19 protein-coding genes and 1 pseudogene are annotated in these 25,474 nt (G+C 70.8%); 11 read left to right on the top strand and 9 right to left on the bottom strand.

The window, feature by feature from the left end; translation table 11 throughout:
* Nucleotides 1–257 precede the first annotated feature (257 nt).
* From ACWDEW_RS04550 to ACWDEW_RS04540, 3 genes are all read left to right on the top strand, one after another.
* Nucleotides 258–662 (top strand): hypothetical protein, encoded by a 405-nt coding sequence (locus ACWDEW_RS04550; RefSeq protein WP_450509539.1) that lies wholly within the window; start codon nt 258–260, stop codon nt 660–662.
* Nucleotides 663–703: 41 nt separating this feature from the next.
* The gene (locus ACWDEW_RS04545) at nt 704–1,537 is read left to right on the top strand and encodes a hypothetical protein (protein WP_450509538.1); all 834 of its coding nucleotides are present in this window, start codon (nt 704–706) and stop codon (nt 1,535–1,537) included.
* 102 nt (nt 1,538–1,639) lie between these two features.
* The gene (locus ACWDEW_RS04540) at nt 1,640–2,497 is read left to right on the top strand and encodes a hypothetical protein (protein WP_450509536.1); all 858 of its coding nucleotides are present in this window, start codon (nt 1,640–1,642) and stop codon (nt 2,495–2,497) included.
* An 81-nt stretch (nt 2,498–2,578) separates the two neighbouring features.
* Here the strand turns inward: ACWDEW_RS04540 and ACWDEW_RS04535 are convergent, their stop codons facing one another.
* Nucleotides 2,579–5,497: an ATP-binding protein gene (locus ACWDEW_RS04535; RefSeq protein ID WP_450510152.1), complete on the bottom strand. Its 2,919-nt coding sequence runs from the start codon at nt 5,495–5,497 to the stop codon at nt 2,579–2,581.
* A gap of 675 nt (nt 5,498–6,172) precedes the next feature.
* Between ACWDEW_RS04535 and ACWDEW_RS04530 the strand changes: the two are divergent.
* A pseudogene (locus ACWDEW_RS04530) lies at nt 6,173–6,640 on the top strand (hypothetical protein); the annotation flags it as partial.
* A 119-nt stretch (nt 6,641–6,759) separates the two neighbouring features.
* The gene (locus ACWDEW_RS04525; RefSeq protein ID WP_450509534.1) at nt 6,760–7,425 is read left to right on the top strand and encodes a vitamin K epoxide reductase family protein; all 666 of its coding nucleotides are present in this window, start codon (nt 6,760–6,762) and stop codon (nt 7,423–7,425) included.
* A 384-nt stretch (nt 7,426–7,809) separates the two neighbouring features.
* On the opposite strand, the gene ACWDEW_RS04520 is transcribed toward ACWDEW_RS04525, so the two are convergent.
* The gene (locus ACWDEW_RS04520; protein ID WP_450509532.1) at nt 7,810–8,373 is read right to left on the bottom strand and encodes a hypothetical protein; all 564 of its coding nucleotides are present in this window, start codon (nt 8,371–8,373) and stop codon (nt 7,810–7,812) included.
* A 3-nt stretch (nt 8,374–8,376) separates the two neighbouring features.
* Complete coding sequence (gene ctaD / locus ACWDEW_RS04515; RefSeq protein WP_450509530.1) at nt 8,377–10,098, bottom strand: aa3-type cytochrome oxidase subunit I; 1,722 nt, start codon at nt 10,096–10,098, stop codon at nt 8,377–8,379.
* Between the two features lie 295 nt (nt 10,099–10,393).
* On the opposite strand from ctaD, the gene ACWDEW_RS04510 reads away from it, so the two are divergent.
* A complete protein-coding gene (locus ACWDEW_RS04510; RefSeq protein ID WP_450510150.1) occupies nt 10,394–12,019 on the top strand; it encodes a GAF domain-containing protein in 1,626 nt (541 codons plus the stop codon).
* Nucleotides 12,020–12,031: 12 nt separating this feature from the next.
* Here ACWDEW_RS04510 and ACWDEW_RS04505 read toward each other — a convergent pair whose 3' ends face one another.
* Entirely contained in the window at nt 12,032–12,757 is a 726-nt protein-coding gene (locus ACWDEW_RS04505; RefSeq protein WP_450509528.1) for a response regulator, read from the bottom strand.
* A gap of 330 nt (nt 12,758–13,087) precedes the next feature.
* Between ACWDEW_RS04505 and ACWDEW_RS04500 the strand changes: the two genes are divergently transcribed.
* On the top strand, nt 13,088–14,059 hold the full coding sequence (locus ACWDEW_RS04500; protein ID WP_450509526.1) for an acyl-ACP desaturase: 972 nt from the start codon (nt 13,088–13,090) through the stop codon (nt 14,057–14,059).
* Nucleotides 14,060–14,920: 861 nt separating this feature from the next.
* On the opposite strand, the gene eno is transcribed toward ACWDEW_RS04500, so the two are convergent.
* The 3 genes from eno to ACWDEW_RS04485 form a co-directional block, all read right to left on the bottom strand.
* The gene (gene eno / locus ACWDEW_RS04495) at nt 14,921–16,195 is read right to left on the bottom strand and encodes a phosphopyruvate hydratase (protein ID WP_450509524.1); all 1,275 of its coding nucleotides are present in this window, start codon (nt 16,193–16,195) and stop codon (nt 14,921–14,923) included.
* A gap of 244 nt (nt 16,196–16,439) precedes the next feature.
* A complete protein-coding gene (locus ACWDEW_RS04490; protein ID WP_450509522.1) occupies nt 16,440–18,128 on the bottom strand; it encodes a stealth family protein in 1,689 nt (562 codons plus the stop codon).
* An 806-nt stretch (nt 18,129–18,934) separates the two neighbouring features.
* Nucleotides 18,935–19,582 (bottom strand): N-acetyltransferase family protein, encoded by a 648-nt coding sequence (locus ACWDEW_RS04485; protein WP_450509520.1) that lies wholly within the window; start codon nt 19,580–19,582, stop codon nt 18,935–18,937.
* 165 nt (nt 19,583–19,747) lie between these two features.
* Here ACWDEW_RS04485 and ACWDEW_RS04480 point away from each other — a divergent pair, with 165 nt between their 5' ends.
* Complete coding sequence (locus tag ACWDEW_RS04480; RefSeq protein ID WP_450509518.1) at nt 19,748–21,568, top strand: AMP-dependent synthetase/ligase; 1,821 nt, start codon at nt 19,748–19,750, stop codon at nt 21,566–21,568.
* 52 nt (nt 21,569–21,620) lie between these two features.
* On the opposite strand, the gene ACWDEW_RS04475 is transcribed toward ACWDEW_RS04480, so the two are convergent.
* Entirely contained in the window at nt 21,621–21,743 is a 123-nt protein-coding gene (locus tag ACWDEW_RS04475; protein WP_450509516.1) for a hypothetical protein, read from the bottom strand.
* Between the two features lie 437 nt (nt 21,744–22,180).
* A complete protein-coding gene (locus ACWDEW_RS04470; RefSeq protein WP_450510148.1) occupies nt 22,181–23,086 on the bottom strand; it encodes an AraC family transcriptional regulator in 906 nt (301 codons plus the stop codon).
* A gap of 153 nt (nt 23,087–23,239) precedes the next feature.
* Between ACWDEW_RS04470 and ACWDEW_RS04465 the strand changes: the two genes are divergently transcribed.
* The 3 genes from ACWDEW_RS04465 to ACWDEW_RS04455 all read left to right on the top strand — a co-directional run bounded on the left by ACWDEW_RS04465 (nt 23,240) and on the right by ACWDEW_RS04455 (nt 25,417).
* Nucleotides 23,240–23,557 (top strand): putative quinol monooxygenase, encoded by a 318-nt coding sequence (locus ACWDEW_RS04465; protein WP_450509514.1) that lies wholly within the window; start codon nt 23,240–23,242, stop codon nt 23,555–23,557.
* Between the two features lie 62 nt (nt 23,558–23,619).
* Nucleotides 23,620–24,591, top strand: a complete 972-nt coding sequence (locus ACWDEW_RS04460; RefSeq protein ID WP_450509512.1) for an alpha/beta hydrolase — start codon at nt 23,620–23,622, stop codon at nt 24,589–24,591.
* Between the two features lie 67 nt (nt 24,592–24,658).
* Nucleotides 24,659–25,417, top strand: coding sequence for an SDR family NAD(P)-dependent oxidoreductase (locus tag ACWDEW_RS04455; protein ID WP_450509511.1), 759 nt, complete (start codon nt 24,659–24,661; stop codon nt 25,415–25,417).
* Nucleotides 25,418–25,474: the final 57 nt, after the last annotated feature.

The raw sequence follows: 25,474 nt of genomic DNA, 5'->3' as shown, positions 1-25,474 counted from the left end.
GACACCGTCGACGGCACACATGTGACCGGGACGGCGGCGGCCCGGATCCGTGCGCCGAAGCCGTCCTCGGCCAGTGCCCTCGGGCGCAGTCGCGTCTCGTGCCCGCGGACCTCGTCGCCGAGAGCAGCCGGCGTGGTTCCGCGCGCCGCAGCGACGGCGGAGGAGATCGCGCCGGCCGGGCGGCGACGGCACGTACGTACATGGAATACGTACTCCTACCGACGTGTCCCTGACACGTGTGCCGTTTTCTTGCGTTCATGACGACACCGAGCGTGAAAGCGCAGATGCCGAGGAATGTCAGGCTGGCGTTGGTGGGGGTATGGGTCCAGGCCGTGCTGAACCTGGCGGCGGGATTCCTGTTGCTGGCCGTGGTGAGCGACGCGGTGGACCACGGTCAGGACGAGGGGGCCGGGCTGCTCCGGTTCGTGGCGGTGCTGTCGCTGCTGATCGCGGGGGCACTCCTGCTGTGCGGTGTTTTCGCGGGCAAGCGGTCGAACGGGATACGTGTCACAGTCATCGTCATCGAGGCGCTGAGCCTGCTGAGCGGGGTGCTGGGCCTGTTCCAGGGGGGAGGCGTCGGGGTCCTCCCGAGCATCGCCTTCGCCCTCGTCGTGCTGCGGGGCTTCAGTTCCGCGGAAGCCAGGAACTGGTTCGACCGATGAGACACGGGTCGAAGCGCGTACCCGGGCCGAAACACTCCGTCGTGCCTGCCGTCGCGGTCCTTGCCGTCGCCGTCCTGTTCACCGGGGGGTGTTCGAGCGCCCACGACACCTCCCTTTCCGGGGATCCGTCCCAGAGCGCGACGGGGGTGTCCGAGTCGCCGAGCCCTTCGCCGACCCCGTCTGTCACCCCGCCGTATCCGACCGGGGCGTCCGGTTGCCACGACAACACGGGGTGGACGGCCGAGGATTCCAAGGACTGGGTTCGGTTCGTCGTCGACACGCCCCAGGAGAACTATGTGGACAAGGGGTCGCTGACGGTCGTCAGCCTGCCCGGGTACGACGGACCGCTCTGCCGGAAGATCACTGTGCAGGTCGAGTTCTGGAAGCTGGTGTACGGAGTCGCGGACGGCGCCGACGGCGAACGCCTCTCGAACGGGTTGCGGCCCAGCTACTACTTCGACATCCGCCGGGTGAAACGCGTCGAACTCCACACGGACGCGGGCGTCGACCAGAAGATCGCCCTGCCCGCGTCCCTCTACGCGACGGACCGCAGCCCCTGTGAGGGCGCCCTTCTCTCGATCACCGTGGGCAAGCCGCTGACGAGCAAGGAACTGCCCAAGGAGGTCGGGGTCGGCGGCGGACAGGACGTCTCGGGGCGCGCCACGGTGGACTTCCGGTCGAAGCGGGTCGCCGACTACGAACTGTCCGAGCCCTCGGCACCGCAGGTGTGCAGCCCGGACGGCAAGCCCACCGCCGACCCGGCCGATGTACCCGCACCGGGCTCCCAGCCGACGGACCTGTACCCGACGGACCTCTACCCGACGCCCGAAAGCAGCTTCGACCTCGGCGACATCTTCGGCACTTCCGCGCCCTAAGCCATTCCCTCGGCCATTCCTTGAGCCACTCCCTGAGCCCCTTCCGCGGGGCCGGGCGCGCACCGACTTCTTGGCCTCTTCACTTCACCCTGGGGAAAACACATGCGTACGTACACCGCCGCCACCGTCCTTTCCGGCGCCCTCGTCCTCTCGGCGCTCGTTCTTCCGGGCGCCGCCCAGGGAGCGGAGCACCACGATGCGGCGACGGATCTCAGATCCCTCGCCTCCCACGACGTCCGGCCGAAGGACGCCATCGGCGGCACCACCTTCAAGGACGGCGTCGTCAACAAGGGCAAGGACATCGTTCTCGGCGTGACGGGCAAGAAGGCCGTTCCCGTCACGTTCACCGCCTTCGACGAGGAAGGGCTGGCCCTCACCCAGGCGTTCCTGTGGCAGGGCACCGACAGTTCGAGCACGGACACCATCACCGGCGCCCTGGGGACGGACGACGACCCCGTCTGCACGGAGACGACGGTCGAGGGCGGCTACAGCTACAGCTGCAAGGCGGTCTTCACCATCGACCCCGCGGTCGACTTCAAGGACGGCAACGGCACCGCGGGGGTCTGGAAACTCTTCCTGGGCGCCTACGACCTCTACCTGAACATCAGCATCGACGACGACGTCGCCAGGCCCAGCATCAAGCGTGCCGCCACGCTGACCGCCAACGCTTCCCCGGAGCCGGTGAAGAAGGGCAAAACCATCACGGTCACCGGCAAGCTGAGTCGCGCCAACTGGACCACGGGCAAGTACGCGGGATACGCGACCCAGCCAGTGAAGTTGCAGTTCCGCAAGAAGGGCAGCAGCACCTACACCACCCTCAAGACGGTCAAGACCAGCAGCACCGGCACCCTGAGCACCACCACCAAGGCCGGTTCCGACGGCTACTACCGCTTCGTCTTCGCCGGCACCACGACGACCGGCGCCGCGACGGCGCCCGGCGACTTCGTCGACGTCAGGTAGGCGGCTTCCCGGCCGAGACCGTGGGGGCCGGTTCGCAGAGGCGCACCGATCACCGCCGAGGCCGCCCGGACCAGGCTCCAGTCAGTCCCGCTCGGTGCGGGCGTCCCCGAAACGGCTCCCGGTGCGCCGGCGGGCCATCAGCGTGGCCAGGGCGGTACGCGAGGAGACCCCGGTCTTGCGGAAGGCACGAAAGACATGGGTCTCGACGGTACGGCGGCTGACGTAGAGCCGGTCCGCTATGGCCTGGCTGGTGAGCCCCTGCGCCACCAGCTCGGCTATCTCCAGCTCCCGGGCGGTCAGGGTGGCCAGCCGCTCGGCGAGTTCGGCGCGGTCCGGGGAACCGTACGGAGTCTCGGCGCCGCCGCCGGGCGGACGGGTGGCGTCGGCGAGGCCGACCAGGATTCCGCTGCCGCCCGCCTCGGCGAGCCGACGCCCCCGGAGCCAGGAGCGAGTGCCGTCCCGGCCATGGCCCGCCGCCGCTTCCAGCGGGGCGCCGAGCAGCAGCGAGTAGGCCTCCCAGAAGACCGCACCACAGCGGGCGCTCTCCGCCGCGGCCTCCGCGAACAGGTCCGCCGCCGCTGCCGTGTCCCCCTGTGCCAGTGGCAGATGGGCTGCGCTGCGCAGAGCGGACGCCCGCAGCATCGGCAGCCCCAGTTGTTCCGCCTCCTTGCGCGCCCGCTCGGCCCAGCCGCGGGCCTCCTCGGACCTGCCCGTCACCAGTGCGGCCGTGACCAGGATCTCCAGGTAGAGCGGCCGCATCGAGGGCTGGATCCGCTGCAGTTCTGGGCCTCCCGCCCGGAGCATCGCGTCCCGGGCGCGGACCGGGTCGCCGGCCATGAGCGCGGCCCAGCCGAAGATGCACCAGGCTGTGGAGGCCCACCAGTCGATCCCGGTACCGGCCGCGGCCACCGCCTCCTCGGCGACGGCGAGAGGGCGCGGATCACCCGGAGGGCAGGCGGCGACGAGTGCCGCGGCCTTGCTCGCCAGCACGAACGCGAGCAACTGGTCGCTGCCGATCCCGCGGGCGATGTCCTCGGCCTGGTCGGCGAGTTCCAGTGCTGAGGAGATTCGGCAGGTCTGGAGCTGGACATGGGACAGGCACAGCAGCAGATGGGGCACGACATAGAGCTGGCCGCTGCGGCGGGCGATGTCGAGGCCGCGCTCCGCGTGCCGCTCGGCGTCCGGGTAGTGCTCCAGGAAGGCCTCAGCCCAGCCCAGCCGGGCCAGTGGTTCGCACAGCGCGGTGAGATCGTTGTCGGGCAGGGAGTCGACCAGGGCGGCGGCCTGCCGGGCGGATCCGTGCGCCGCGGTCATGTTGCCCTCGTACGCCTCTCCCAAGGCTGCTACGGCGAGGACGCCCGCCTCCCCGACCTCGTCCCCCATGGACCGGGCCGCCGCGAGCGCCCCCTCGACCTCCGTGCGCACCCGGGCGTACGAGGTGTCGCTGTCCTGGGGTGCGGCCGAGCCCAGCTCCAGACCGAGCCGGACGACGTCGGCCGGGGCGGGGTCGCGGGCCAGCTCGCGGCGTAACAGCGCGACTGCCTCGGTGCAGCGCCCCAGATGACGCTCCACCAGCGCGCACAGGACGACCGCGCGCACTCTGAGGCGGTCCTGGTTCTCGCCGGTGGCCGGGTCACCGGATGACCGCCGCGGGGTGGCGATCAGCTCCTGGAGCAGGTCGCGGCTCTCGCGCAGACCACCGCACGCGGCCAGGGCACGGGCCCGCCTCAGGACCAACTCACGGCGCCGGGAGGCGTGTTCGGGAGTGTGCGGAAGATGGCGGAGTGCCACATCGAGCCAGTGCGCGCAGCTCGCCGGGGCCGTTCGGGCGGTTCGTGCGGCGGCCTCTTCGAGTACGGCCACCGCCGCCGGGTCCCAGGCGGTCAGCGACTGTTCCACATGGTGGGCCCGCTCGGCGGCGGAGGCGCCCGCGCGGGCCAGTTCCTGCGCGGCGAGCCGGTGGATCTCGACGCGCCTCAAGAAGGGCGTGCTTTCGTGGACGAGGGTTCGCACGACCGGATGCCGCAGGGTCAGCAGGCCCTGCGGGGCGGAGCGCAGCAGGTCGCGTCGGGTGAGAGCGTGGACGTCGGCGGTGAACGCGGTGCCGGAGCGGCCGGTCACCCGGCTCACCATCGCCGGTGTGGCGTGCTCGCCCAGTACCGCCACGGCATCGACGATGCCGCGCCGGGAGGGGGCGAGCACGGCCAGTTCGTCCAGGAGCAGGCTGCCGAGCCCGGGCGGCGCCGAGGACTCGGCCGTCGTACGCCCGCGGTGGGCCTGAAGGAGCGTCAGGAAGTAGAACGGGTTGCCCTCGCTCGTGGCGTACAGCGCGGCGGTCTCGGCGGGCGGCAGGCCGGGGCCGGCCAGTTCGGCGCAGTCGCGTGCGCTCAGCGGTCTCAGGCCGAGTCTGATGACCGTACCGGTGTCGAGTTCCCGGGTGAGCCTGGCGGCGAGGGACTCGGGACTCTGCCGGTCACGGCGTGTCACGGCCAGGACGACGGGGGCGTGCAGGGGATGGCGTACGAGATGGTCCAGCAGCTCCAGTGACGCCGGGTCCGCCCAGTGCAGGTCGTCGAGGGCCAGCAGCAGCCCCGACGGGGTGGCGAGCCGGGCGAGCAGGACGGCCGCGGACCGGTGCAGGCCGAAACGGTCGACCGCGCCGCTCCGCTGAAGAAGGGGCGCCACCGCGTCGGTCTCCTGGAAGCCGTCCAGGGTGTGCGGGTCGAGGTGGGCGAGCGCGTCGGTGAACACCTGGAACGGCACTTGCCGCTCGTACTCCGTGGCTCTGCCGCGCAGTACCGTCATTCCGCGTCGGCGTGCCCGTGCGCAGACCTCGCCGAGCAGCCGGCTCTTGCCGATGCCTGCCTCACCGGTGATGTCGACGAGCCGGGAGCGGCCGCTGTCCCCGAACTCCCTGCCCCTCGCCGTTCCGCGCGCGTCGCGTGCCGCACGGTCGAGCAGTGCGTCGAACCGGGCCAGCTCGACGGAACGGCCCAGCAACGGAGTCCCGTTCCCGCTGTCCCCAACTACCCCGTCCGCTCGCACAGTTGCCCCCTGTCTTTACATTCCCCTCACATATCATTCTCTCCTGGTGATCGTCGTAACCGCCGCGTCGGTGAACCGGGACGGACGGATCTCACAGGGCGAGCCGTCGGTCCGGTCGGAGACGGGCGGTTCCCCTTCAGAAGTCCCTTTCTGCTTGGGCTGCTTGGGCTGCTTGGGCCATAGGCCGCACGGCATGCCCCGTGGCTTCTGCGGCGTTCGACGCGCGCGGGCGATAGCCGTCACGGCCTCCGTGGACATGAACGCGTCGGTGAACGTCTTGACCATCGCGCGCAGCAGGTAGGGACTCGCCTCGGCGAGGTCGTCCTCGACGCAACCATGGATGGGCCCGCGTGCGCGGTGGCGCCTGTCGCCGCGCTGGGTCGGGCCCGCCGGCAGGTCCGACGGTCTTCGTGGAAGGCGGGTCGAACGCTCCCTGCCAGGGCCGTTCGGCCCTTGTAGCCGGTTGCGCGTACTGACTTCACTGATCCTGCGGTCCGGCCTGTGCCGTGGCGCTTGGATCCCGCCCGTGGGCTCGGTCCAGCGGTTCCGCCTCCGGATGGCCCCGGCCCAGGGCCGCGCGGTGCGAAGACGAGTGGGAGAACGCCGTATGGCGGGGAGGTGAGCGGGGAGATGATCGCTGCGGTCGGACATGCCGACCTCACTCCGGAGACGGTGGAACTGGTGGAGGCCGAACTGCGGGCGGTGCTGGAGTGCCTGCCCGCGCGGGGGCCGGGGCTGGTGCGGGCGGGGGCCGGTGTACCGGCGGCGTTCGGGCGGGCGGTGCGGGCGGCAGGTCGGGAGCTGTTCGTGGTGATTCCCACGCAGGGGATGGTTCCCGCGCTGCTGCCGCAGCGGGACCGGACGGCGGTCGGCGAGTTGCTGACCCTTGCCCAGCAGGTGCGCCTGCTGGCGTACGACCCGGCCGACCGGGACGCGTGCGTCGGCGCGGACGAGCGGGTGATCGCGGGCTGTGGCCGGTTGGTGGCCGTATGGGACGGCTCGCCGTCGAGTGGCCGTGATGCCACCGCCCATCTGGTGGCGTACGCCCGCGCCCGTGGTGTTCCGGTCGAGGTGCTCTGGCCGGACGGGGCCGCCCGCGGGGCGATTCGAGGCGTACCGGGGCCCGACCGCGGTCGTGGTTCGTGCGGAGGCGGTCACCCATCGACCGTCGTGGGCCCGCAGCCCACCCGGAACACCAGCGAGGCGGGAACCTCTCGATGACCAGTACCACCACGACCGTGCCCCGCCTCGGTGCCAGGGGCCGGAAGGCCGGACGAGACCGGGAGATCACGTCGGCGGGCGCGATCGGCGCCTCACGGGCCTTTGCCTGGCTGCTGATCGTCTCCGGCGCTCTCGGCGTCCTCGCCTCGTTCGTGATCACGATCGACAAGTTCCAGCTGTTGCGGGACCCGAACTTCTCACCGTCGTGCAACCTCAGTCCGATCCTGTCCTGCACGAACGTGATGAAGAGCAACCAGGCGGCCGTGTTCGGTTTCCCGAATCCGCTGCTGGGCCTGCTCGCCTACCCGGTGGTCATCGCGGTCGGATGTGCGCTGCTGGCCGGAGCCCGCTTCCGCCGATGGTTCTGGCTCGGGCTGAACGTCGGCACGTTGTTCGGCGCGGGCTTCTGCATGTGGCTGATGACCCAGGCGCTGTACGAGATCGGCGCGCTGTGCCTGTGGTGCTGTCTGGCCTGGGCGGCGACCATCGGCTTGTTCTGGTACACCACCGTGCACAACCTGCGGCACGGGACCGTCCGTGCGCCGCGCGCGGTGGTGGACGGGGTGCTGGAGTTCCACTGGGCGGTGCCGGTCACCTGGTGCCTGAGCATCGTGATGCTGATCGCCACACGCTTCTGGGACTACTGGCAGACGCTGCTCTGATCTCGCGTGTGCTCAGGCCGACCGTGCTGCGCGGTCGTGGCAGCCGGAGCAGCGGGCGGGTTCCGACCCCGCACCACGTGGTGGTCTGTGGTCTGTCACTGCCGCCTCGAAGCCCGTCGCGGCCGCACCGGAGCGAACCCTTGCAATGCGGAGCGGGCCCCGCAGGAGGGGATGCGGCAGCGTGGCGCAGGTGGGAGCCCACCAGCCGGATCAGGTGGGCGACGACGCAGGGGTGGGGTACTGCTCGCCGTGCTCGTCTCTGTGCCCGTGCTCACCCCACCCTTCCGTAAAGAGTGGGGTTCCCCTGTCCGCGTGCGGACGGGAGGTCGCCGAGTCCCCCCACCGGCCGGTGCCTCCGTCCGTTCCCGGGGAGCCGGCATCTCCCTACTGCAAAGGGCGCGTTCGGGCGGCTGTGGTGCGACGGCGGACCGAGCGCGTGTATGTGATCGCGGTGGCGAGGGCCAGGCCGACGACGGCCGGGGTGGCGGCCAGCGTCCAGATCCCGCCGGTGCCGGACGCCGTGGTCACCGCGATGGCCGCGGTGACCACGGCGGAGACCGGGCCGCAGGCGAGGAGGGCGGCGACAACGTACCGGGCGAGGTCCTGTCTCCGGCCGTGCTGGGGCAGGTCGGCGTCCAGCGCCGCCCAGTGACGGACGATCTCCCGTACCTCGTGGTGGTGCTGTGCGGCGGCACGGATCCGCAGAGCAGCCGTGACGGTCGCACCCGCCGTCGCCACGACGCATGCCGTCTGCCAGATCACGCCGACGAAGAGAAGGACGGCGATGCACGCAAGCGTCGTCCAGCCGGCGAGGCAGGCCGCCGCCGCGGTACGGCGGGAGACCGGACGGTCGGTGCCCGCGCGCAGGTCGGCAAGGGCCGGGAGATACCAGACGCAGCCGGACGCGGTCACCAGCGCGGCGCCCAGGGCCAGGACGTGCTGGGCCACGGCCTACTCCGCCGTCTCGAGCGCGACGATCTCCGGATGGTGCAGGTCGAACGCCGGGGACTCGGACCGGATCCGCGGCAGGGACACGAAGTTGTGGCGCGGCGGCGGGCAGGAGGTCGCCCACTCCAGGGAGCGGCCGTAGCCCCACGGGTCGTCGACCTCGACCTTCCTTCCGTACTTGGCGGTCTTCCACACGTTGTAGAAGAACGGCAGGATCGACAGGCCCAGCAGGAACGAACCGATCGTCGAGACCGTGTTCAGGGCGGTGAAGCCGTCCGCGGCCAGATAGTCGGCGTAGCGTCGGGGCATGCCCTCGGCGCCCAGCCAGTGCTGGACCAGGAACGTGGTGTGGAAGCCGATGGTGAGCGTCCAGAAGGTGATCTTGCCGAGGCGCTCGTCGAGCATCTTGCCGGTCATCTTCGGCCACCAGAAGTGGAAGCCCGCGAACATCGCGTACACGACCGTACCGAAGACGGTGTAGTGGAAGTGGGCCACGACGAAGTACGAATCGGAGAGGTGGAAGTCCATCGGCGGCGAGGCCAGGATCACGCCGGTCAGGCCGCCGAAGAGGAACGTGATGAGGAAGCCGGTGGCCCAGAGCATCGGGGTCTCGAAGGACAGGGATCCCTTCCACATGGTTCCGATCCAGTTGAAGAACTTCACGCCGGTGGGTACGGCGATGAGGAACGTCATGAAGGAGAAGAACGGGAGGAGGACTCCGCCGGTGACGTACATGTGGTGGGCCCACACCGTCACGGACAGGCCGGCGATCGCGATGGTGGCGCCGATCAGGCCCATGTAGCCGAACATCGGTTTGCGGGAGAAGACCGGGACGACCTCGGAGACGATGCCGAAGAACGGCAGCGCGAGCACATACACCTCCGGATGGCCGAAGAACCAGAAGAGGTGCTGCCACAGCAGTGCCCCGCCGTTGGTCGCGTCGAACACGTGGGCGCCGAACTTGCGGTCCGCCTCCAGCGCGAACAGCGCGGCCGCCAGGACCGGAAAGATGATCAGGACCAGCACCGCGGTCAGCAGCACGTTCCACACGAAGATCGGCATGCGGAACATCGTCATGCCCGGTGCGCGCATGCAGATGATCGTGGTGATGAAGTTGACGGCGCCCAGGATCGAGCCGAAGCCGGACAGCGCGACGCCCATGATCCACAGATCGGCGCCCAGGCCTGGCGAGTGCACGGCGTCCGACAGGGGGGCGTAGAGGAACCAGCCGAAGTCCGCGGCCCCGCCCGGGGTGAGGAAGCCGAAGGCCGCGATGGAGGAGCCGAACAGGAAGAGCCAGTAGGCGAGCATGTTCAGCCGGGGAAAGGCGACATCAGGGGCGCCGATCTGCAGCGGCATGATCCAGTTGGCGAAACCCGTGAACAGGGGCATCGCGAACATCAGCAGCATGATCGAGCCGTGCATCGTGAACGCCTGGTTGAACTGCTCCTGCGACATGATCTGCAGGCCCGGCCGGGCGAGTTCGGCCCGCATGAGCAACGCCGTCACGCCGCCCACGACGAAGAACACGAACGCGGTGACCAGGTACAGCGTGCCGATCTTCTTGTGGTCGGTGGTCGTCAGCCAGTCCGTCCACGACGACCGGGCCCCGGGCCGCACCGCAGGTCCGGACACCTCGTCCGCCACGGCGACCACGGCATGCGGCCGCGCTGTCCTCACCTGCTGTATCTCGTCCACCGGACGGCGTCCTCCCCTGCTGTTCATGTCGTCGACGGGCCGGGAAGCACCAGGAGTGCGGGAACGGACCCGGCCCTTCCCGGCCGCTGCCACATGATCGTCGCTGGGGTACGGGGCCCGGATAGGGTCGAACGGCCCCTGCGGGGGACCGCGCATAGGGTCCAACGTCCCCTCTTCGCGCCGTTGAGCGGCCGGGCGCTCCCGACTCCGCGCCGCGGTCGTACGCTGCTGAGCACCGACCGGTTCAGGAGCGCCAGCAATGCCCGCATCGCCACCCTCGAACTCCGCGCCGTCGCAGCGGCGACTCGACGTGCCGGACCGGATGCACAGCCTTCTCGACGCCGTCACGAACATCGGCCGGGGCCTGGAGCTGCCCCAGGTCCTCGGCAGCATCGTGGATGCGGCGGTCACCCTCACCGACGCCGAGTACGGCGCCCTCGGCGTGATCGGTGACGGGCAGCGACTGTCGCAGTTCCTGCCGGTCGGCATGGCCGACGACCTCGCGGCCCGCATCGGCCAGGCCCCCTGCGGGCGCGGCATCCTCGGTGAGCTGATCCGCAATCCGGTTGCCCTGCGTCTCACGGATCTGACCCGCCACCCGGCCAGTTTCGGCTTTCCCGAGCATCATCCGCCCATGCGGACGTTCCTGGGGGTGCCGGTCCGTGTCCGTGGCGAGGTGTTCGGCAACCTGTACCTGACCGAGAAGCGCGGGGGCGCGGGCTTCGACGCCGAGGACGAGGCCGTGCTGGCGACGCTTGCCAACGCGGCCGGGGTCGCCGTCGACAACGCCCGCCTGTACCACGACAGCCGTCGCCGGGAACGCTGGCTGGAGGCACTCAGTGAGATCACCCGAGCCCTGTTCGCCGGAACCGCCGCCCGCGAGGTGCTCCGCCTGATCGCCCGTAGGGCGTGTGAGGTGGCCGACGCCGACCTGACCGCCGTACTGCTCCCGGTGGGGGCGGACGGTGCCCGGCTCACGGTGGAGGTGGCGTACGGCCATGACGCCGAGCACGTCGAAGGAGCGGTTCTTCCCGCATCCGGGTCGCCGACCCGCCCGGCCGCCCCTACCGGTGAGCCCGCGACCACCGCGGACGCCGGTGGCGACCGGCGGGCGCATGCGCTCGGCGACGAGGGCGACGGTCCGAAGGGGTACGGCCCGATGGTGTCCGTCCCCCTGCCGCTGGACGCCTCGGTCTGCGGCGCCCTGCGTCTCAGCCGGCGCGTGGGCCGCCCCGCCTTCGACGACACCGAGGTGGCACTGGTCTCCCGGTTCGCCGACCAGGCCGCAATCGCCCTGGAACTGGCCCGGCGCCGCGCCGAGTCCGAGGAACTGGCCGTGCTGCATGAACGCGATCGCATTGCCCGCGACCTGCACGACCTGGCGATCCAGCGGCTGTTCGCCACCGGCATGACGTTGCAGAGTGCCACTCGCATGATTGAGAGCCCCGACGCCGCCGAGCGGGTCTCCCGGGCGGTGAAGGACCTGGACACCACCGTCCAGATCATCCGCTCCACCATCTTCGAGCTGCGCTCGGCGGGGGACGACCGGGGCGGTCCGGGGCTGCGCCGCCGAATGCCTGAAACCGTCCGGCTGGCCGCTCAGTCGCTCGGCTTCAGCCCGGTTCTCCGGATCGACGGACCGGTGGACTCCACCGTCCCCGCCGAGGTGGCCGAACACGTCCTGGCGGTGACCGCCGAAGCCCTCAGCAATACCGCCCGGCACGCACGCGCCCACCGCGCGGACATCGTCCTGACCGTGCCGGCGGCCGGGGATGTCCTCACCCTCGCGGTGACGGACGACGGGGTCGGCATGGGCGGCGCCCAGCACACCGGCGGACTGGCGAACCTGCGCTTCCGAGCTGTGCAGTACGGCGGGACGCTGACCGTCGAGTCCCCGGCAAGGGGTGGCACCCGGCTCGTGTGGCGGGTGCCGCTGCCCGCCGACTGACGAAGTTCCGGTCTACCGCTCGGGCCCTCGCTGCTCCTTCAGCTTCCCGGCGAGCATCGCCGCCTGGATGCGGCGGCCCACGCCCAGCTTGGCCAGGATGGACGACACCCGGTTCTTGATCGTCTTCTCCGCGAGGAACAGCCGTTCGGCGATCTGACGGTTCGTCAACCCCTCACCGACCAGCTCCAGGATCTCCTGCTCGCGCGGCGAAAGCCGCTCCAACTCCGGTGAGACGTACGGGGCTTCGGGTTCCGGCCGGGGGGCGCGCAGCCGCGCCATCACCCGCGCGGCGGCCCGGGGATCCAGCATGGACTGCCCGCCCGCCACCGTGCGGACGGCGGCCACCAGGTCGGAACCGTCGATCCGCTTGAGCACATAGCCGGCCGCGCCCGCCATGATGGCGTCGAACAACGCCTCGTCATCGTCGAACGAGGTCAGCATCAGACAGGCCAGTCCGGGCATGCGGGCCCGCAGTTCCCGGCACACCTCGACTCCCGCGTGGTCCCCGTCGCCGCCCTCGCCGAGCCGCACGTCCAGCACCGCGACATGCGGGCGGACCGCGGGCACCCGGGCGAGCGCCTCCCTGGCACTCGCCGCCTCCCCGGCCACGACGATGTCCGGCTCGGCCTCCAACAGGTCGCGCACGCCTCGGCGTACCACCTCGTGGTCATCCAGGATGAACACCCGCAGAGGTGGGGCGGGCGAGGGGACGGGGCCGGTGCGCGTGTGTGCTTCCACGGAAGCCAGCCTACGAGCCGGGCGGCTGCGGAGACCGACCACTCCTGCCGGGCGTCCTGCTGAGGCCGCTGACGGGGCACCGGCGGCAGGCACGGGTGAACGCATCTCCGTCGCACACGCGCTTCCTGCGGTCCGGCCGCGGCCCCGTGCATCCCCACTCCGCGGGTTCCCGTATCTCCCCGGACGGGAGCGGGGCCGGAGCACCCGGTACGCGCCGACCTCCTCGCCCGTACGCGCCAGTAGGGCCGAACGGCCCCTGCGGAACCACGGAGCGGCCTCATAACTTACGGAACCGTAGGTTCGTCGCCGCAGCGAAAGGCTGGGTTCTCCATGGCCGCCATCTCCCCGTCCCCTTCCGCCCGCCGCACCACGTGGACGGACGCGCAGCTCCTCCACGCGCTGGAGGAGGTGGTCGAGCGCGAACTCAACCGCCACCTGGGGGTGTTCAAGGAGTGGATGCCCCACGAGTACGTCCCGTGGAACCGAGGCCGGGACTTCGACGGGGTCCTGGGCGGGGACCCCTGGGCGCCGGAGCAGTCTCCGCTGACCGCGGTTGGCAAGGTCGCGATGGTGGTGAACCTGCTCACCGAGGACAACCTGCCCAGTTACCACCACGAGATCGCCACCCTGTTCGGGCGTGACGGCGCCTGGGGCACCTGGGTGCATCGGTGGACCGCGGAGGAGGCCCGGCACTCAATGGTCATGCGGGACTACCTGGTGACGTCCCGCGCCGTGGACCCGGTGGCACTGGAGCGGGCCCGCATGACTCACATGTCCGCCGGATTCGTCTCCGACAACCGGCACTCGCCGCTCCACACCGTGGCGTACGTCGCCTTCCAGGAACTGGCCACCCGCATTTCGCACCGCAACACCGGGCACAGCTCGGGCGATCCGGTCTGCGACCGCCTGCTGGCGCGCATCGCCACCGACGAGAACCTGCACATGGTCTTCTACCGCAACCTGCTGGGAGCCGCCCTGGAGATCGCCCCCGACCAGGCCTTGCGCGCCGTCACCGACGTGGTGAGCAGCTTCCGGATGCCCGGCCACGGCCTGCCGGGCTTTGAGCGCGCCGCCGTCGAGATCGCCCTGGGTGGTGTCTACAACCTGCGCGTCCATCACGACGACGTCCTCCAGCCGGTGTTGCGGCACCTGAAGGTCCTGCACCTGACCGGCCTCGCGCCTGACGGGCTCAAGGCCCAACAGGAGCTGGGCGAGTTCCTCGGTTCGCTGGATGCGCAGGCGACCCGGTTCGACGAGCGCAGGGCCGCCGTCGTGGCGCGGCGCGCTGCCGCCGGGCGCTGAGCGTGCCGTGTCCGTCACCGGCAGGGCACCGCGCCGGTGCGGACCTCGTGCCGAGGGGTCGCAGCCGCTTCCAGGCCTCCGCCGTGCGCCCGCTGAGCCGTACGTGTTCCCTCCGTTGGTGTTGTCGATCCGGATGTGAACCGGATGCGAAGGGGCCCGGCCATAGGCGCGGTCCATCAGGACTTCACCGATGACGTCGAAAGCCGTGGTCGCCACAAGCCAGGGGCCATTGAGGGGCCGCAAGGACAGGAACAGACCGGCCGGCACAGTACGGGGCTGACCCTGATCGGCACGCCTGACATGCGGAAACGTCTCATCAGGGCTGCGGATTGAAGGCGTTGGTCCACGGGGCTGAAGGTGATTCGCCGTCCCGTCCGATCGTTGGCCGGCGCGCGTGGGGCGAGGCCGGCCCGGGTGCACGGCCCGAATCAAGGTGCGGCGACGGCTTCCGAGAGGCTCTTGACCTCTGCTGCGGCAAGGCAGCGCGCGGTGCCCTCTTGGGACGGTCAGCCCGAAGGCCCTCTGCGCGTTGGAAGATGAATCCGTCGCGTGCGAGTTTTGAGGCTCGCTTCCGAGCCGGGATGCCAAACCTCGTTTGACCTGTGGTGGAGCTGGTGATCGAGGCTACCGCTCGCGGTTCGGGCAGCTGTTCTGAGGACCGATGCCAAGACCCAGGGGCCGCACAGGGGCCGGTTTCTCTCGCAGCAGTGCGGAGGTGGGCGGTGGCGGCCGCTCTGCCGAACGTGGATCAGCCGCGGCGAGCCTGGTTGGAGGCGCGCTGCCGGGTTCTGTACGGCTGTTCGCTCCCGGTGCCGATCACGGTGGTGGCTGCTGTCCAGGTTCTGGAGCTGTCGCCGGCCGTCACCGGTCGCTCGTCAGGCCGAACGGCAGCTCCGGGTGGGTGTCCGCCGTCTCGATCAGCCGGTTGTACTTGGCGATGCGCTCGCCACGGGCCGGGGCACCGGACTTGAGCTGGCCGCAGCCGGCGCCGATGACGAGGTCGGCGATGAAGGTGTCCTCGGTCTCGCCGGAGCGGTGCGAGACCATCTGCGTGTAACCGGCCTCGCGGCAGATCCGGATCGCTTCCAGGGTCTCGGTGACGGTGCCGATCTGGTTGACCTTGATCAGGGCGGCGTTGGCGACCTTGCGGTCGACGGCCTCGGCGATGATGGCGGGATCGGTGACGAAGATGTCGTCGCCGACGAGCTGGATCCGTGTCCCCAGGCGAGCGGTGAGCTGTGTCCAGCCGTCCCAGTCGTTCTCGGCGAGGCCGTCCTCGATGGACCACACGGGGAAGCGGTCGGTCATCTCCTCGTAGCGGTCGATGAGTTGGGCGGAGGTCAGGTCCTGGCCGGCGATGCGGTAGCGGCCGTCGCGGTGGAACTCGCTGGCGGCGGGGTCCAGGGCGATGGCGATGCCGTCGCGGCCCGGGGTGTATCCGGCGTCGCCGATGGCCTCGACCAGTTGGTGCAGGACGTCTTCGGGCCGGTCGATGGCGGGGGCGAAGCCGCCCTCGTCGCCCAGCCCGACCGCATGCCCGGCGGCGGCGAGGCGGGCCCTGAGCCGGGCGTAGACCTCGGCCCCGGCCCGTACGGCCTCGGGCAGACTCGGCGCGCCGAGCGGCGCGAGCATGAACTCCTGGAAGTCCAGGTTGTTGGCTGCGTGGGCGCCGCCGTTGACGACGTTGAAGTGCGGGACCGGCAGCAGAGGTCGGGCTCCGGTGGTCTCGGAGATGCGCTGCCACAGCTCCTGGCCGCGAGCTGCCGCCTCGGCGCGGGCGGCGGCGACGGAGACGCCGACGATCGCGTTGGCCCCGAGCCGGGACTTGGTCGGTGTGCCGTCCAACTCGATGAGTACGGCGTCGAGTTCGGCCGCGGAGCGGAAGCGCCGGCCGACGAGCGCCTTGGCGATCTCGCCGTTGACGTGTGCAACCGCCCTGGTGACCCCCTGGCCGCCGTAGCGTGACTGGTCACCGTCGCGCAGTTCGACCGCTTCCCGGGTACCGGTGGACGCGCCGGAGGGCACGCCGGCGCGCACGGTGATGCCGGCCGTGGTGCGCAGGGTCACCGAGAGGGTCGGCCGGGCGCGGGAGTCCAGGATCTCCACCGCGTGCACGTGCTCGATTCGTAGCGTCATGGTCGGCTGCCTTCCGTCCCTGAGTCGGTGGGCTTCACTGTCACCGTAGGCGCCTGACACCGCCGGGTTCCGGGTCCGTTCGGCCCTGAAGCGCGGCCGTTCGGACCACTGCGCTGTTCGCGGGCCGTCTGCGGGAGGCGTCGGTCTCGGCGTAGCGGAGTGTGCGGCACGCCCCTGCCGTGAAGACGTACGTCGTCCCCGCTCGAACGCCCCCTCATGACCTGTTCGCCGCCTGGTCCGCATCTCACACGCCGGGGCGGTCGAGCTCGTAGGGGCCGGGGATCGGGAAGTACGTCTCCAGGAAGGCGGTGAGCAGGGTTTGCTGGGTGTCGAGTTCCTGTTCGCCGGAGACGGTGTCGTTCAGGCAGAACACCTGCTTGTCCCGGCGGGCCAGCAGGGTTTCGAGGCGGGTGGCGAGTGCGGGGTGGGACACGTCGAGGTAGGCGTAGCGCACCTGGGCGGGGACGGCGCGAGCGGTGTGGAAGGCGTAGTAGTGGTGCAGCGAGGAGACGAAGGAGACATCGTCGAGGCTGCGGAAGCGGTGGCCGGCCGTGGCGTGGTGCTCGGCCGGGAACCTCGTCTCCAACTCGTACAGGACGCTGCGCCGCAGAGCGTGCGGTGTGTGTTTCATCTTCTGGCTGATGACCGTGCCGAAGGTGGCCTCCACCAGGGCGCGGCTGTTCTTGCCCGCGGCCGCCACCGGCACGTCCGACTCGGTCGGCTCGCCCGGCGGGATGAGCACCGGGGACGGGAAGAACCTCGTGAGGCCGTTGGCCAGGAAGAAGTCCTGGGGGACGACGGGGCGGCCCAGGAACACATCGTCGTTGAAGTAGAGGAAGTGCTCGGACAGGCCGTCGATGTGGTGCAGTTGGCTCTCGATGGCGTGGGAGTTGAACGTCGGCAGCAGGCTCGGGTCGTCGAAGATCTCCTTGTGGCTGACGACGTGGAGACCGGGCATGCCCTCGTTCAGCCAGGACGGGACCTGGTCGTCGGTGACCAGATGGACCGTGCGCACCCAGGGGGCGTACTGGTCGAGCGAGCGCAGTGAGTAGCGCAGTTCGTCGCGGTTGAGGTACCGGGCCGCGTTGTCCGCCTCCTCGTGGTACGCCCGTCCCGCGCAGGCCGCCCGGCGCCGTGCCCACTCCGGGTCCTGCCCGTCGACCCAGGTGTACACGACGTCGACGGGGAACCGGACGTCCTCGGGGCCCGGTCGGGCGAACTCCCTGCGGGTGCGCACCAGCGGCAACGGGCGGTCGGCGGAGGCGAGCGCGGTGAACAGGGTGTCGGGGACGTGCACCGGAGTGTCGACGCGCGGCACCTGCTCGGCGCTTCGGTTGGGGCGTGGCGCCAGCAACAGGTCCCCCGTCTCCTCGTCGGCGGCCCAGAACTCGATGTCGCAGCCGTACTTGGAGCCGAGCGTCAACTGCCCTCGCTGATCGCCGTAGTACCAGGTCATGCGGAGTACGTCCGCCCGCGCCAGCCGCCGCCAGGTGCGGTGACGGAACGCCGGCCGGGTCGTACGCCGCGTGCGCCGGACACCGTCGACGGCACACACGTAACCGGGACGCTCGCGGCCCGCCCGCTCCAGGGCGCGCAGAGCCGTCGCCCGGTCCCGGGCGGCGAGGGCGACAACCGCCGAGGCGTTGCTGCGACCGCGTACGCAGAAGTAGTCGAGACCCGCCCCGTCGAGGGCCGTGCGGACCGCGGCCGCGTTGGCGTTGCGCGCTGCCAGCGGCGAGATGCCGGGGCGTACGAGGACCAGTCTGGGCACATCGCTGACCAGCCGTACCTCCCGGTCGTGCTCGGCGAGCAGGCCGGGATGCCGGCGCACCAGCCATGCCGCGCGCACGACACCCAGCAGACGGTGCACCGACGGCAGGCTCGCGATCCGCCGCTTGACGCGCGCGCGGGCCTGCGGGGTCGTGCGTGCCACGAGGGCCCGTCTGAGGCGGGCGGGCACGGTGTGCCGGTACAGGCGCACCGGCCACGATGCCTCGGGGTTGTGGTGGACCGCGGACGCGTGCGGCGGTTTCGGCCGATGGGAAGTTTCTCCTGCTGGGGACAGGGCGGTGTTCACGTGACGGCCCTCCTCGTGCGTGGCCTCGCTGCACGATCAATGTCCCTCTCGCCGGGGCGACGGGCTTGAGCCCTTCGGGCCATGTCATGGGCCGAACAGGACCGCAACCACAGGGGTGTTCGCGGATCCGGGGGCGCGGCCGATCGCCCGTCCGGGAAGTCCCACCACGAACCGCCGCCCCGCCGTGCTGCCCACGTACGCGAGAGGCATGACCCCGACGCGGTCGGAGCGACGCACGCCGGGGACCAGCGGTCGCTGTTCTCCGGCGTGCGTCGCCCAGGTCGCGCCGCCCCGGCGGCCCGGCCGCGTTCGCCTCCTCGACCTGCTGGGTGCCGGATTCGGCCGACGCGCGGCGACTCCGGCCGCGACCACGGTGTCCTGTCGCGGAGGATGTGAACCCACAGTTCGCAGTTCGTGGGCGCGGACGGGCGGGGCCGGGCCGATGCTCGCGGCGGCGCGGGCACCGTCGGCCGACCGCCGCTGCGGGGCCGTTCGGGGCGAGGCCGTGCGTCGCTGACGGGTGCGGCGACGAGACCGGCCGGTGGGGTGACGTAGCCGAACAGCCGTACGCGGTCGCGACGCCGTTCGCCGGTCGGCCCGCAGTCGGCGGGCTCGCTGCCGCGTGGTCGACCGCCGACTCGGTTGTCACGTCGGCATGTCTCTCACCAAGGCCTTCGTCGCGGGACAAGGCCGCGCTCTTTCCCCGCCGTGGCGTCGTCCTGGTCCGTGTCCAGCGCGCGCACGGCCGCGGTGACGTTGTCGTGGTCGAGTTCCACTTCGGACTCGGCCAGTCCTTGTCCGATCGTGCGGGGAGCGGTGAGGTCGGCGAGGGACAACAGTGCCGTCACCGGGCGGTTCTCGGCGACGTAGGAGGCGGTGAAGGTGTGGATACTCCGTTCCAGCGCCGCCTGGGCCAGGAGTTCGACCAGCGCGGTCGCCAGCCCGACCCGGCGCCAGGCCGGGTCCACCGCGACGGCGACTTCCGCGACACCGTCGGCCACGTGCTCGTAGCGTGCGACGGCGATGCCCTTTCCGGAGGTGGCCTCCGTGGCGACGAGGGCGAATCGGAGGTTGTAGTCCAGCGTCGTGAGCCGTGTCAGCAGTTCCGGCGTGAGGCGCGGCGGGCCGCCCAGGAAACGCCGGCGCAGTGTTTCGGCGTCCGCCGACCGGATCGCCGTGGCCAGGGCCGGCGCGTCGGACGGCACGATCGGCCGGATCGCGGCGCGTCGGCCGTCACCGAGCCGTAGTTCGCGTTCGTACACGAGCGGGTAGCCCGGTGGTGCGTCGGCGGGATGTCGTTGGAGAGTCATCGGTGCTCCGTGTCCGCGGACCGCCCAGTCGGCGCGGGGAGTCCTTCCTCCGCGGGATGACTCCATAGTGGGATGTCCCTCCCTCGGTCCGTCCTGGGCCGGTGTGCCCCCGCACGGTGCCGTTGGGCCCCTTGCGGGGCGTCACGCGAGCGGGACTATGAGGGTATGGAGGAGTCACCGGACTCGGGGACGTGGCGCACCCCGGCGCGGTATGTGACGTCGCCTCACGTGAACGCGACCGACGACATCGTCGGCAACGCTCTGTATCGCCCCCACCACGAGGCGTTCGCCCGCAAGGCCGACGGTGTCTGGCGGACCGTCACCTCCAGGGAGTTCGCCGACGAGGTGCGGGCGCTGGCTGCGGGCCTGATCGCGGCCGGGATCGCGCCGGGCGACCGGATCGCGCTGATGTCGGCCTCCCGGTACGAATGGATGCTGTGCGACTTCGCCATCTGGACCGCGGGGGCGGTCACCGTACCCGTGTACGAGACCTCGTCCCCGACGCAGGTCGCGTGGATCCTGCGCGACAGCGGTGCCAGGGCCGCGTTCGTCGAGGACGAGGGGCGGGAACGCGTCCTGGCCGAGGCCGGGGTGGCAGCGGTGGGCCAGGTGTGGCGGATGGACGAGGGGCTCGGGCACCTCGTCGAGTTGGGCCGGCCGATCTCCCCGGAACGGGTCGAGCGGCGGCGGCGTGCGGTCGGCGCCGACGAGTTGGCGACCATCGTCTACACCTCCGGCACGACCGGCACACCCAGAGGCTGTCTGATCAGCCACGGCAATCTGGTCGCCGAGGTGCGCAACGTCGCCCTCGCCGACGGGATCGGGGAGAAGGTCCTGACCGAACACACGACGATCCTGATGTTCCTGCCGCCGGCCCACGTTCTGGCGCGGGTCGTCGGGCTCGCCGCCGTGCACAACGGCGCGCGGGTCGCGCACACCAGCGATCTCAAGAACCTCCCCGCCGAACTGCGGACCTACCGGCCCACGTTGTTGCTGGCCGTCCCGCGGGTGTTCGAGAAACTGCGCAACACCGCTCAGCGCACGGCCGTGGAGAGCGGCCACGCGAGACTGTTCCGCGCCGCCGAAGCCACCGCTGTCGCCTACAGCAGGTCCCTGGACCACGGCGGCCCCGGCCTGTGGCTGCGCGTCAGGCGCCGGCTGTTCGACCGGCTGGTCTACGGGAAGCTGCGGGCCGCGCTGGGTGGCCGGGTCGCCTACGCGTGCAGCGGCGGCGCGCCCCTGGGAGCCCGTCTCGGGCACTTCTGGCGCGGTGCCGGAGTGACCGTCCTGGAGGGCTGGGGGCTGACCGAGACCACCTCCGGAGTGACCCTCAACCTGCCGGCCGCCCAGCGTGTCGGCAGCGTCGGCCGCCCGCTGCCCGGCTGGGCGGTACGCATCGGGCCCGGGGACGAGGTGCTCGTGAAGGGCCCGAACGTCTTCGGTGGCTACCTGCATGACAAGGAGGCCACGGATGGGGCGTTCGACACCGACGGCTGGTTCCGCACGGGTGACGTGGGCGAGTTGGACGACGGGTATCTGACCATCACCGGCCGCATGAAGGACCTCATCATCACCGCCGCCGGCAAGAATGTCGCCCCCGCTCCGCTGGAGGACCGGCTCCGGGCCCACTGGCTGATCGACCAGTGCGTGCTCGTCGGCGACCAACGGCCCTACATCGGTGCGCTCATCACCCTCGACCCCGAATTCCTCACCCGGTGGATGCTCGAACACGGCCGGCCGCGAGCGGCCGACCTCATGGAAATCCGCCATGACCCGGAGCTCAGGTCGGCCGTCCAGGCCGCGGTGGACGAGGCCAACCGGACGGTGTCCGCGGCCGAGGCCATCAGGAGGTTCCGCATCCTGAGCCGGGAGTTCGCCGTGGGTGAGGAACTGACACACTCGCAGAAAGTCCGGCGCGGATACGTGGTCGCCAAGTTCGCCGAGGACATCGAGGCACTCTACGCACCGGACCGGCCGAAGGCCTGAGGATGCCGCGGCGATCTCGACCGGGAGCGGCCGGCTGACTTCCGTCGAGGTTTCACTCCAGTCCGGGCAGGTTGAACGCGTCGGAGTTCCTGGTGCCGAGCGTCGCGTACGGCACGGCGAGCGCGACCAGCAACGCGGCCCGATCCCGACGCCGAGGCGGTGTCGGAGACACCATCCGGCCGGCGCGGACATGGCTGAACAACCTTGTTCGCGGTGCGGGGAGTTGAAGGAGAGCGGAAGGCGAGGGGAAGAGGACGGTCGGCACGCACCGGTCGGGGCGCTGCGTCCGTCCGGCAGGGCACGCGGGTGCGGCGGGGGCTCAGGAGCCGGTCGGCGCGAGGTGACCGGAGCACGGCCGGACGGAGCGGTCATCAACCTGACGGAGTGACCTTCGCCTTCGAGAAGGACGTGCCGGACGGCTACCCCGCCGCCTCACCACGGCCTCACTCGGCGAGTCCTTTCGGCGATACCGGGCGGGGGCATGTTTCGCTCCGCCCTTTCTCGCGTGCACCCGGAGCGGTGCCCGCCCATCAGGGACCACAGGGTTCAAAGAAGCTGGGACTGTCCCTCCTCACTTCACCTTGCGCGGTCCTTGTCCACGGGCGAGTGGGCTCAGGGAAGGACAGCTGCCGGGGGGCGCTCGCTGTGACGCAGGCGTTCGGCGTCCCGGCTGGGGGGTGCGCCGAACTGGCGGCGGTACTCCCGGCTGAACTGTGACGGGTTGTCATAGCCGACGCGGTGGCCGACTCCGGTGACGTCGCCCGGGTGGGTGGCAAGCAGCAGCCGGGCCTCCTGCAGCCGGATCTGCTTCTGGAACTGGATGGGGCTCATCGCGGTCACCGCCTGGAAGTTGCGGTAGAAGGCGGAGACGCTCATACCGGCCATCCGCGCCACGTCCTCGACCCGGAAGGGCTGGGCGTAGTGTTCGCGGATCCAGCGCACGGCCCGGGAGATGTGGCTGAGGCCGCTGTCGGCGAGGCCGAGCTGGCGTACCGCCGCGCCCTGCTCGCCGGTGATCACGCGCCACAGGATCTCGCGCTTGACCAGCGGGGCCAGTACGGCCCGGTCGCGGGGCTCGTCGAGCAGGCGCAGCAGCCGGACCGCCGCGTCGAGCAGCGTGGCCGGAGCGTCGCTGACGGCGATCCCCGAGGGCGTGCCACCGCCGGCGCGGGGCGTGTCACCGGACCCGGCCCGCAGCAGCAACTCGGCCACGGCGGACGGCTCCAACACGAGACCGAAGCCCAGCGCCGGCTGCTCGGGGTCGGCCTGGGTGAACTGCCCGGTGACGGGCAGGTCGACCGATGCGACCAGGTACTGCCCGGCGCCGTACTCGTAGACCCGGTCGCCCAGGGCCAGGCGTTTGGCGCCCTGGGCGATGACGGCGAGCACCGTGCCGGACATGGAGGGCGCCGGCGGATCCGGCCGGTCGACCTTCGAGATGAGAACGCCGTCGATGGCGGTGGTCCAGTCGGGACGGGCATGCCGGGCAAGCAGGGTGCGGAGCTCTTCGAGGTACACGCGGTGCATGCCTTCATTGCAGCACCATTCCGCACTCCGCTTCCCGATGTCGAGAGGATTGTGCAAGTAGCGGCGAGCATCGTTCTAACGTTTTCGCAGGTCAGGGCGATTGAATGGAGTCACTTCACTCCAGCGACCGAGAAGAAGGACCTCATGATCGCCAAGTACGGCTTCAACGCCACCCTGACCGCCAGGCCTCGGATGGGCGACCGGTTGGTCGACCTGCTGCTGACCGGCCTGGACGAGGGCAGCCCCGGTGCGAGCGAGCACTGCGTGGTCTACCTCGTCTCCCGTTCCGCGTCCGACCCCGACGTCGTCCACGTCACCGAGGGCTGGACCAGCGAGGAGGACCACCACCGGGTCTTCGCCGGCGAGGCCGCCCAGGCCATCGTGGCGCAGATCGACGGACTGCTGGCCAAGGAGTCCGAGTACACCGACTACGTCCCGGTCCGCGGCAAGGCCGCTTTCTGAGCCCCGACCGATCCCCCCGACCGATTCCCCAGGCCAGCAGCACCGGACGAAAGGCAACGACCATGACCACAGCACGCCCCGCCCTCGACCCCGAACTGCGGGAACTGCTCGCCGAGATGCCGCTCATGTCCCGGCTCAGCCCGGAAGTGCTCGCGCAGTTGCGTCAGCTCCCCTCGGCCCCCGTCGAGTCCCTGCTCGCCCATCGGCAGGTCGACCGGCGCGAGATCACCGTGCCCGCCACGGACGGCGTCCCGATCCCCCTGTCGGTGTTCAGCCCCGCGACCACCGACGGCACGACCAGTCCCGCACCCTGTGTCTACTGGATGCACGGCGGCGGGATGGTCATGGGCGACCGCTTCTCGCAGATCGACATCCCGCTGGAGTGGCTCGACGAACTCGGCGCGGTCGTGGTCTCCGTGGACTACCGGCTGGCACCGGAGGCCACCGGCACCGCCCTGGTCGACGACTGCTATCAGGGACTGCTCTGGATCGCTCAGCACTCCGCCGAACTGGGCATCGATCCCGCCCGGATCGTCGTCGCGGGCGCCAGCGCGGGCGGCGGCCTCGCCGCGGGTGTCACCCTGTTGGCCCGTGACCTCGGTACGCCGGCGATCGCCGCGCAGATGCTGATCTGTCCGATGCTCGATCACCGCAACACCAGCACCTCCAGCCACCAGTACTCCGACGGGCCCGGCGTCTGGACCCGCGAGATGAACGAGTTCGGATGGCGCGCAGTCCTCGGCGACCTCACCGACGACCAGGTACCCGCATACGTCTCACCCGCGCTGGCCGACGACCTCACGGGCCTGCCGACCACCTACCTCGACACCGGGTCCGCCGAAGTGTTCCGCGATGAGGTCGGCGACTACGCCACCCGCATCTGGGCGGCCGCCGGCCAGGCCGAACTCCACGTCTGGGCGGGCGGCTTCCACGGCTTCGACGCGCTGTACCCGCAGGCGCCCATCTCGGCGACGGCCCGCCGGACCCGCACCGACTGGCTGACCCGAGTTCTGCCCTCGGACTCCGCCGCGTAGCGCTGTCGGCTCACTCACCCACTCACCCGCACGCACGACCCGCGACTCACCCCACCCAGGAGGAACCATGAAGGTCGCCATCGTCACGGGCGCCAGCTCCGGCATCGGACAGAGCGCCGCGATCGAGATCGCCAAGCGCGGAACCGGAGTCGTCCTGACCTACGGCAACAACCGGCAAGGAGGGCTGGAGACGGCAGCCGCCATCGAGAAGGAGGGCGGCACGGCCGTCGCGCTGCCGCTGGACGTCGGTGAGACCGCCACCTTCGCGGCCTTCCGCGACACGGTGGCCGACGTACTGCGCGGCACCTGGCAGCGTGACACCTTCGACTACCTGGTCAACAACGCCGGTTTCGCGCAGACTTCGTTGATCGAGGACACGACCGAGGAGACCTTCGACAGGCTCATGCGGGTGCTGCTCAAGGGCCCGTACTTCCTGACGCAGAGGCTGCTGCCCCTGATGGCGCACGGCGGGGCCATCGTCAACACGAGCAGCAACTCGACGGGGATCGTCGGCCTGGAGCCCGGCTACTCGGCCTACGCGTCGATGAAGGGCGGCCTGGACGTGCTGACCCGGTACATGGCCAAGGAATTCAGCGCGCGGGGCATCCGCGTCAACGCCGTCTCGCCGGGATCGACCCGCACCCGGATCGCCGACGACGCCTTCACCCGGTTCCCCGAGGTCGTCCCGGCCCTCGCCGCGAGGACCGCTCTCGGCCGGGTCGGAGAACCCGACGACATCGGCGCGATGATCGCCACCCTGGTCTCCGACGAGAGCCGCTGGGTCACCGGCCAGAACATCGAAGTGTCGGGCGGCTACAACCTTTAGGCCAAGGCCATGAAGTTTCGGGTGGGGTGGTGGCCGCAAGCAGGGACTGATCTGGAA

Source organism: Streptomyces sp. NPDC001100 (assembly GCF_053598575.1).
This window is presented reverse-complemented; position numbering and strand designations above follow the sequence as displayed.

Excerpts from the sequence above, each read along its gene's own strand:
- ACWDEW_RS04550 (WP_450509539.1), top strand. The coding sequence starts at position 258 with ATGACGACACCGAGCGTGAAAGCGCAGATGCCGAGGAATGTCAGGCTG.
- ACWDEW_RS04540 (WP_450509536.1), top strand. The coding sequence starts at position 1,640 with ATGCGTACGTACACCGCCGCCACCGTCCTTTCCGGCGCCCTCGTCCTC.
- ACWDEW_RS04525 (WP_450509534.1), top strand. The coding sequence starts at position 6,760 with ATGACCAGTACCACCACGACCGTGCCCCGCCTCGGTGCCAGGGGCCGG.
- ctaD (WP_450509530.1), bottom strand. The coding sequence starts at position 10,098 with ATGAACAGCAGGGGAGGACGCCGTCCGGTGGACGAGATACAGCAGGTG.
- ACWDEW_RS04510 (WP_450510150.1), top strand. The coding sequence starts at position 10,394 with ATGCACAGCCTTCTCGACGCCGTCACGAACATCGGCCGGGGCCTGGAG.
- ACWDEW_RS04500 (WP_450509526.1), top strand. The coding sequence starts at position 13,088 with ATGGCCGCCATCTCCCCGTCCCCTTCCGCCCGCCGCACCACGTGGACG.
- eno (WP_450509524.1), bottom strand. The coding sequence starts at position 16,195 with ATGACGCTACGAATCGAGCACGTGCACGCGGTGGAGATCCTGGACTCC.
- ACWDEW_RS04485 (WP_450509520.1), bottom strand. The coding sequence starts at position 19,582 with ATGACTCTCCAACGACATCCCGCCGACGCACCACCGGGCTACCCGCTC.
- ACWDEW_RS04480 (WP_450509518.1), top strand. The coding sequence starts at position 19,748 with ATGGAGGAGTCACCGGACTCGGGGACGTGGCGCACCCCGGCGCGGTAT.
- ACWDEW_RS04475 (WP_450509516.1), bottom strand. The coding sequence starts at position 21,743 with ATGGTGTCTCCGACACCGCCTCGGCGTCGGGATCGGGCCGCGTTGCTG.
- ACWDEW_RS04465 (WP_450509514.1), top strand. The coding sequence starts at position 23,240 with ATGATCGCCAAGTACGGCTTCAACGCCACCCTGACCGCCAGGCCTCGG.
- ACWDEW_RS04460 (WP_450509512.1), top strand. The coding sequence starts at position 23,620 with ATGACCACAGCACGCCCCGCCCTCGACCCCGAACTGCGGGAACTGCTC.
- ACWDEW_RS04455 (WP_450509511.1), top strand. The coding sequence starts at position 24,659 with ATGAAGGTCGCCATCGTCACGGGCGCCAGCTCCGGCATCGGACAGAGC.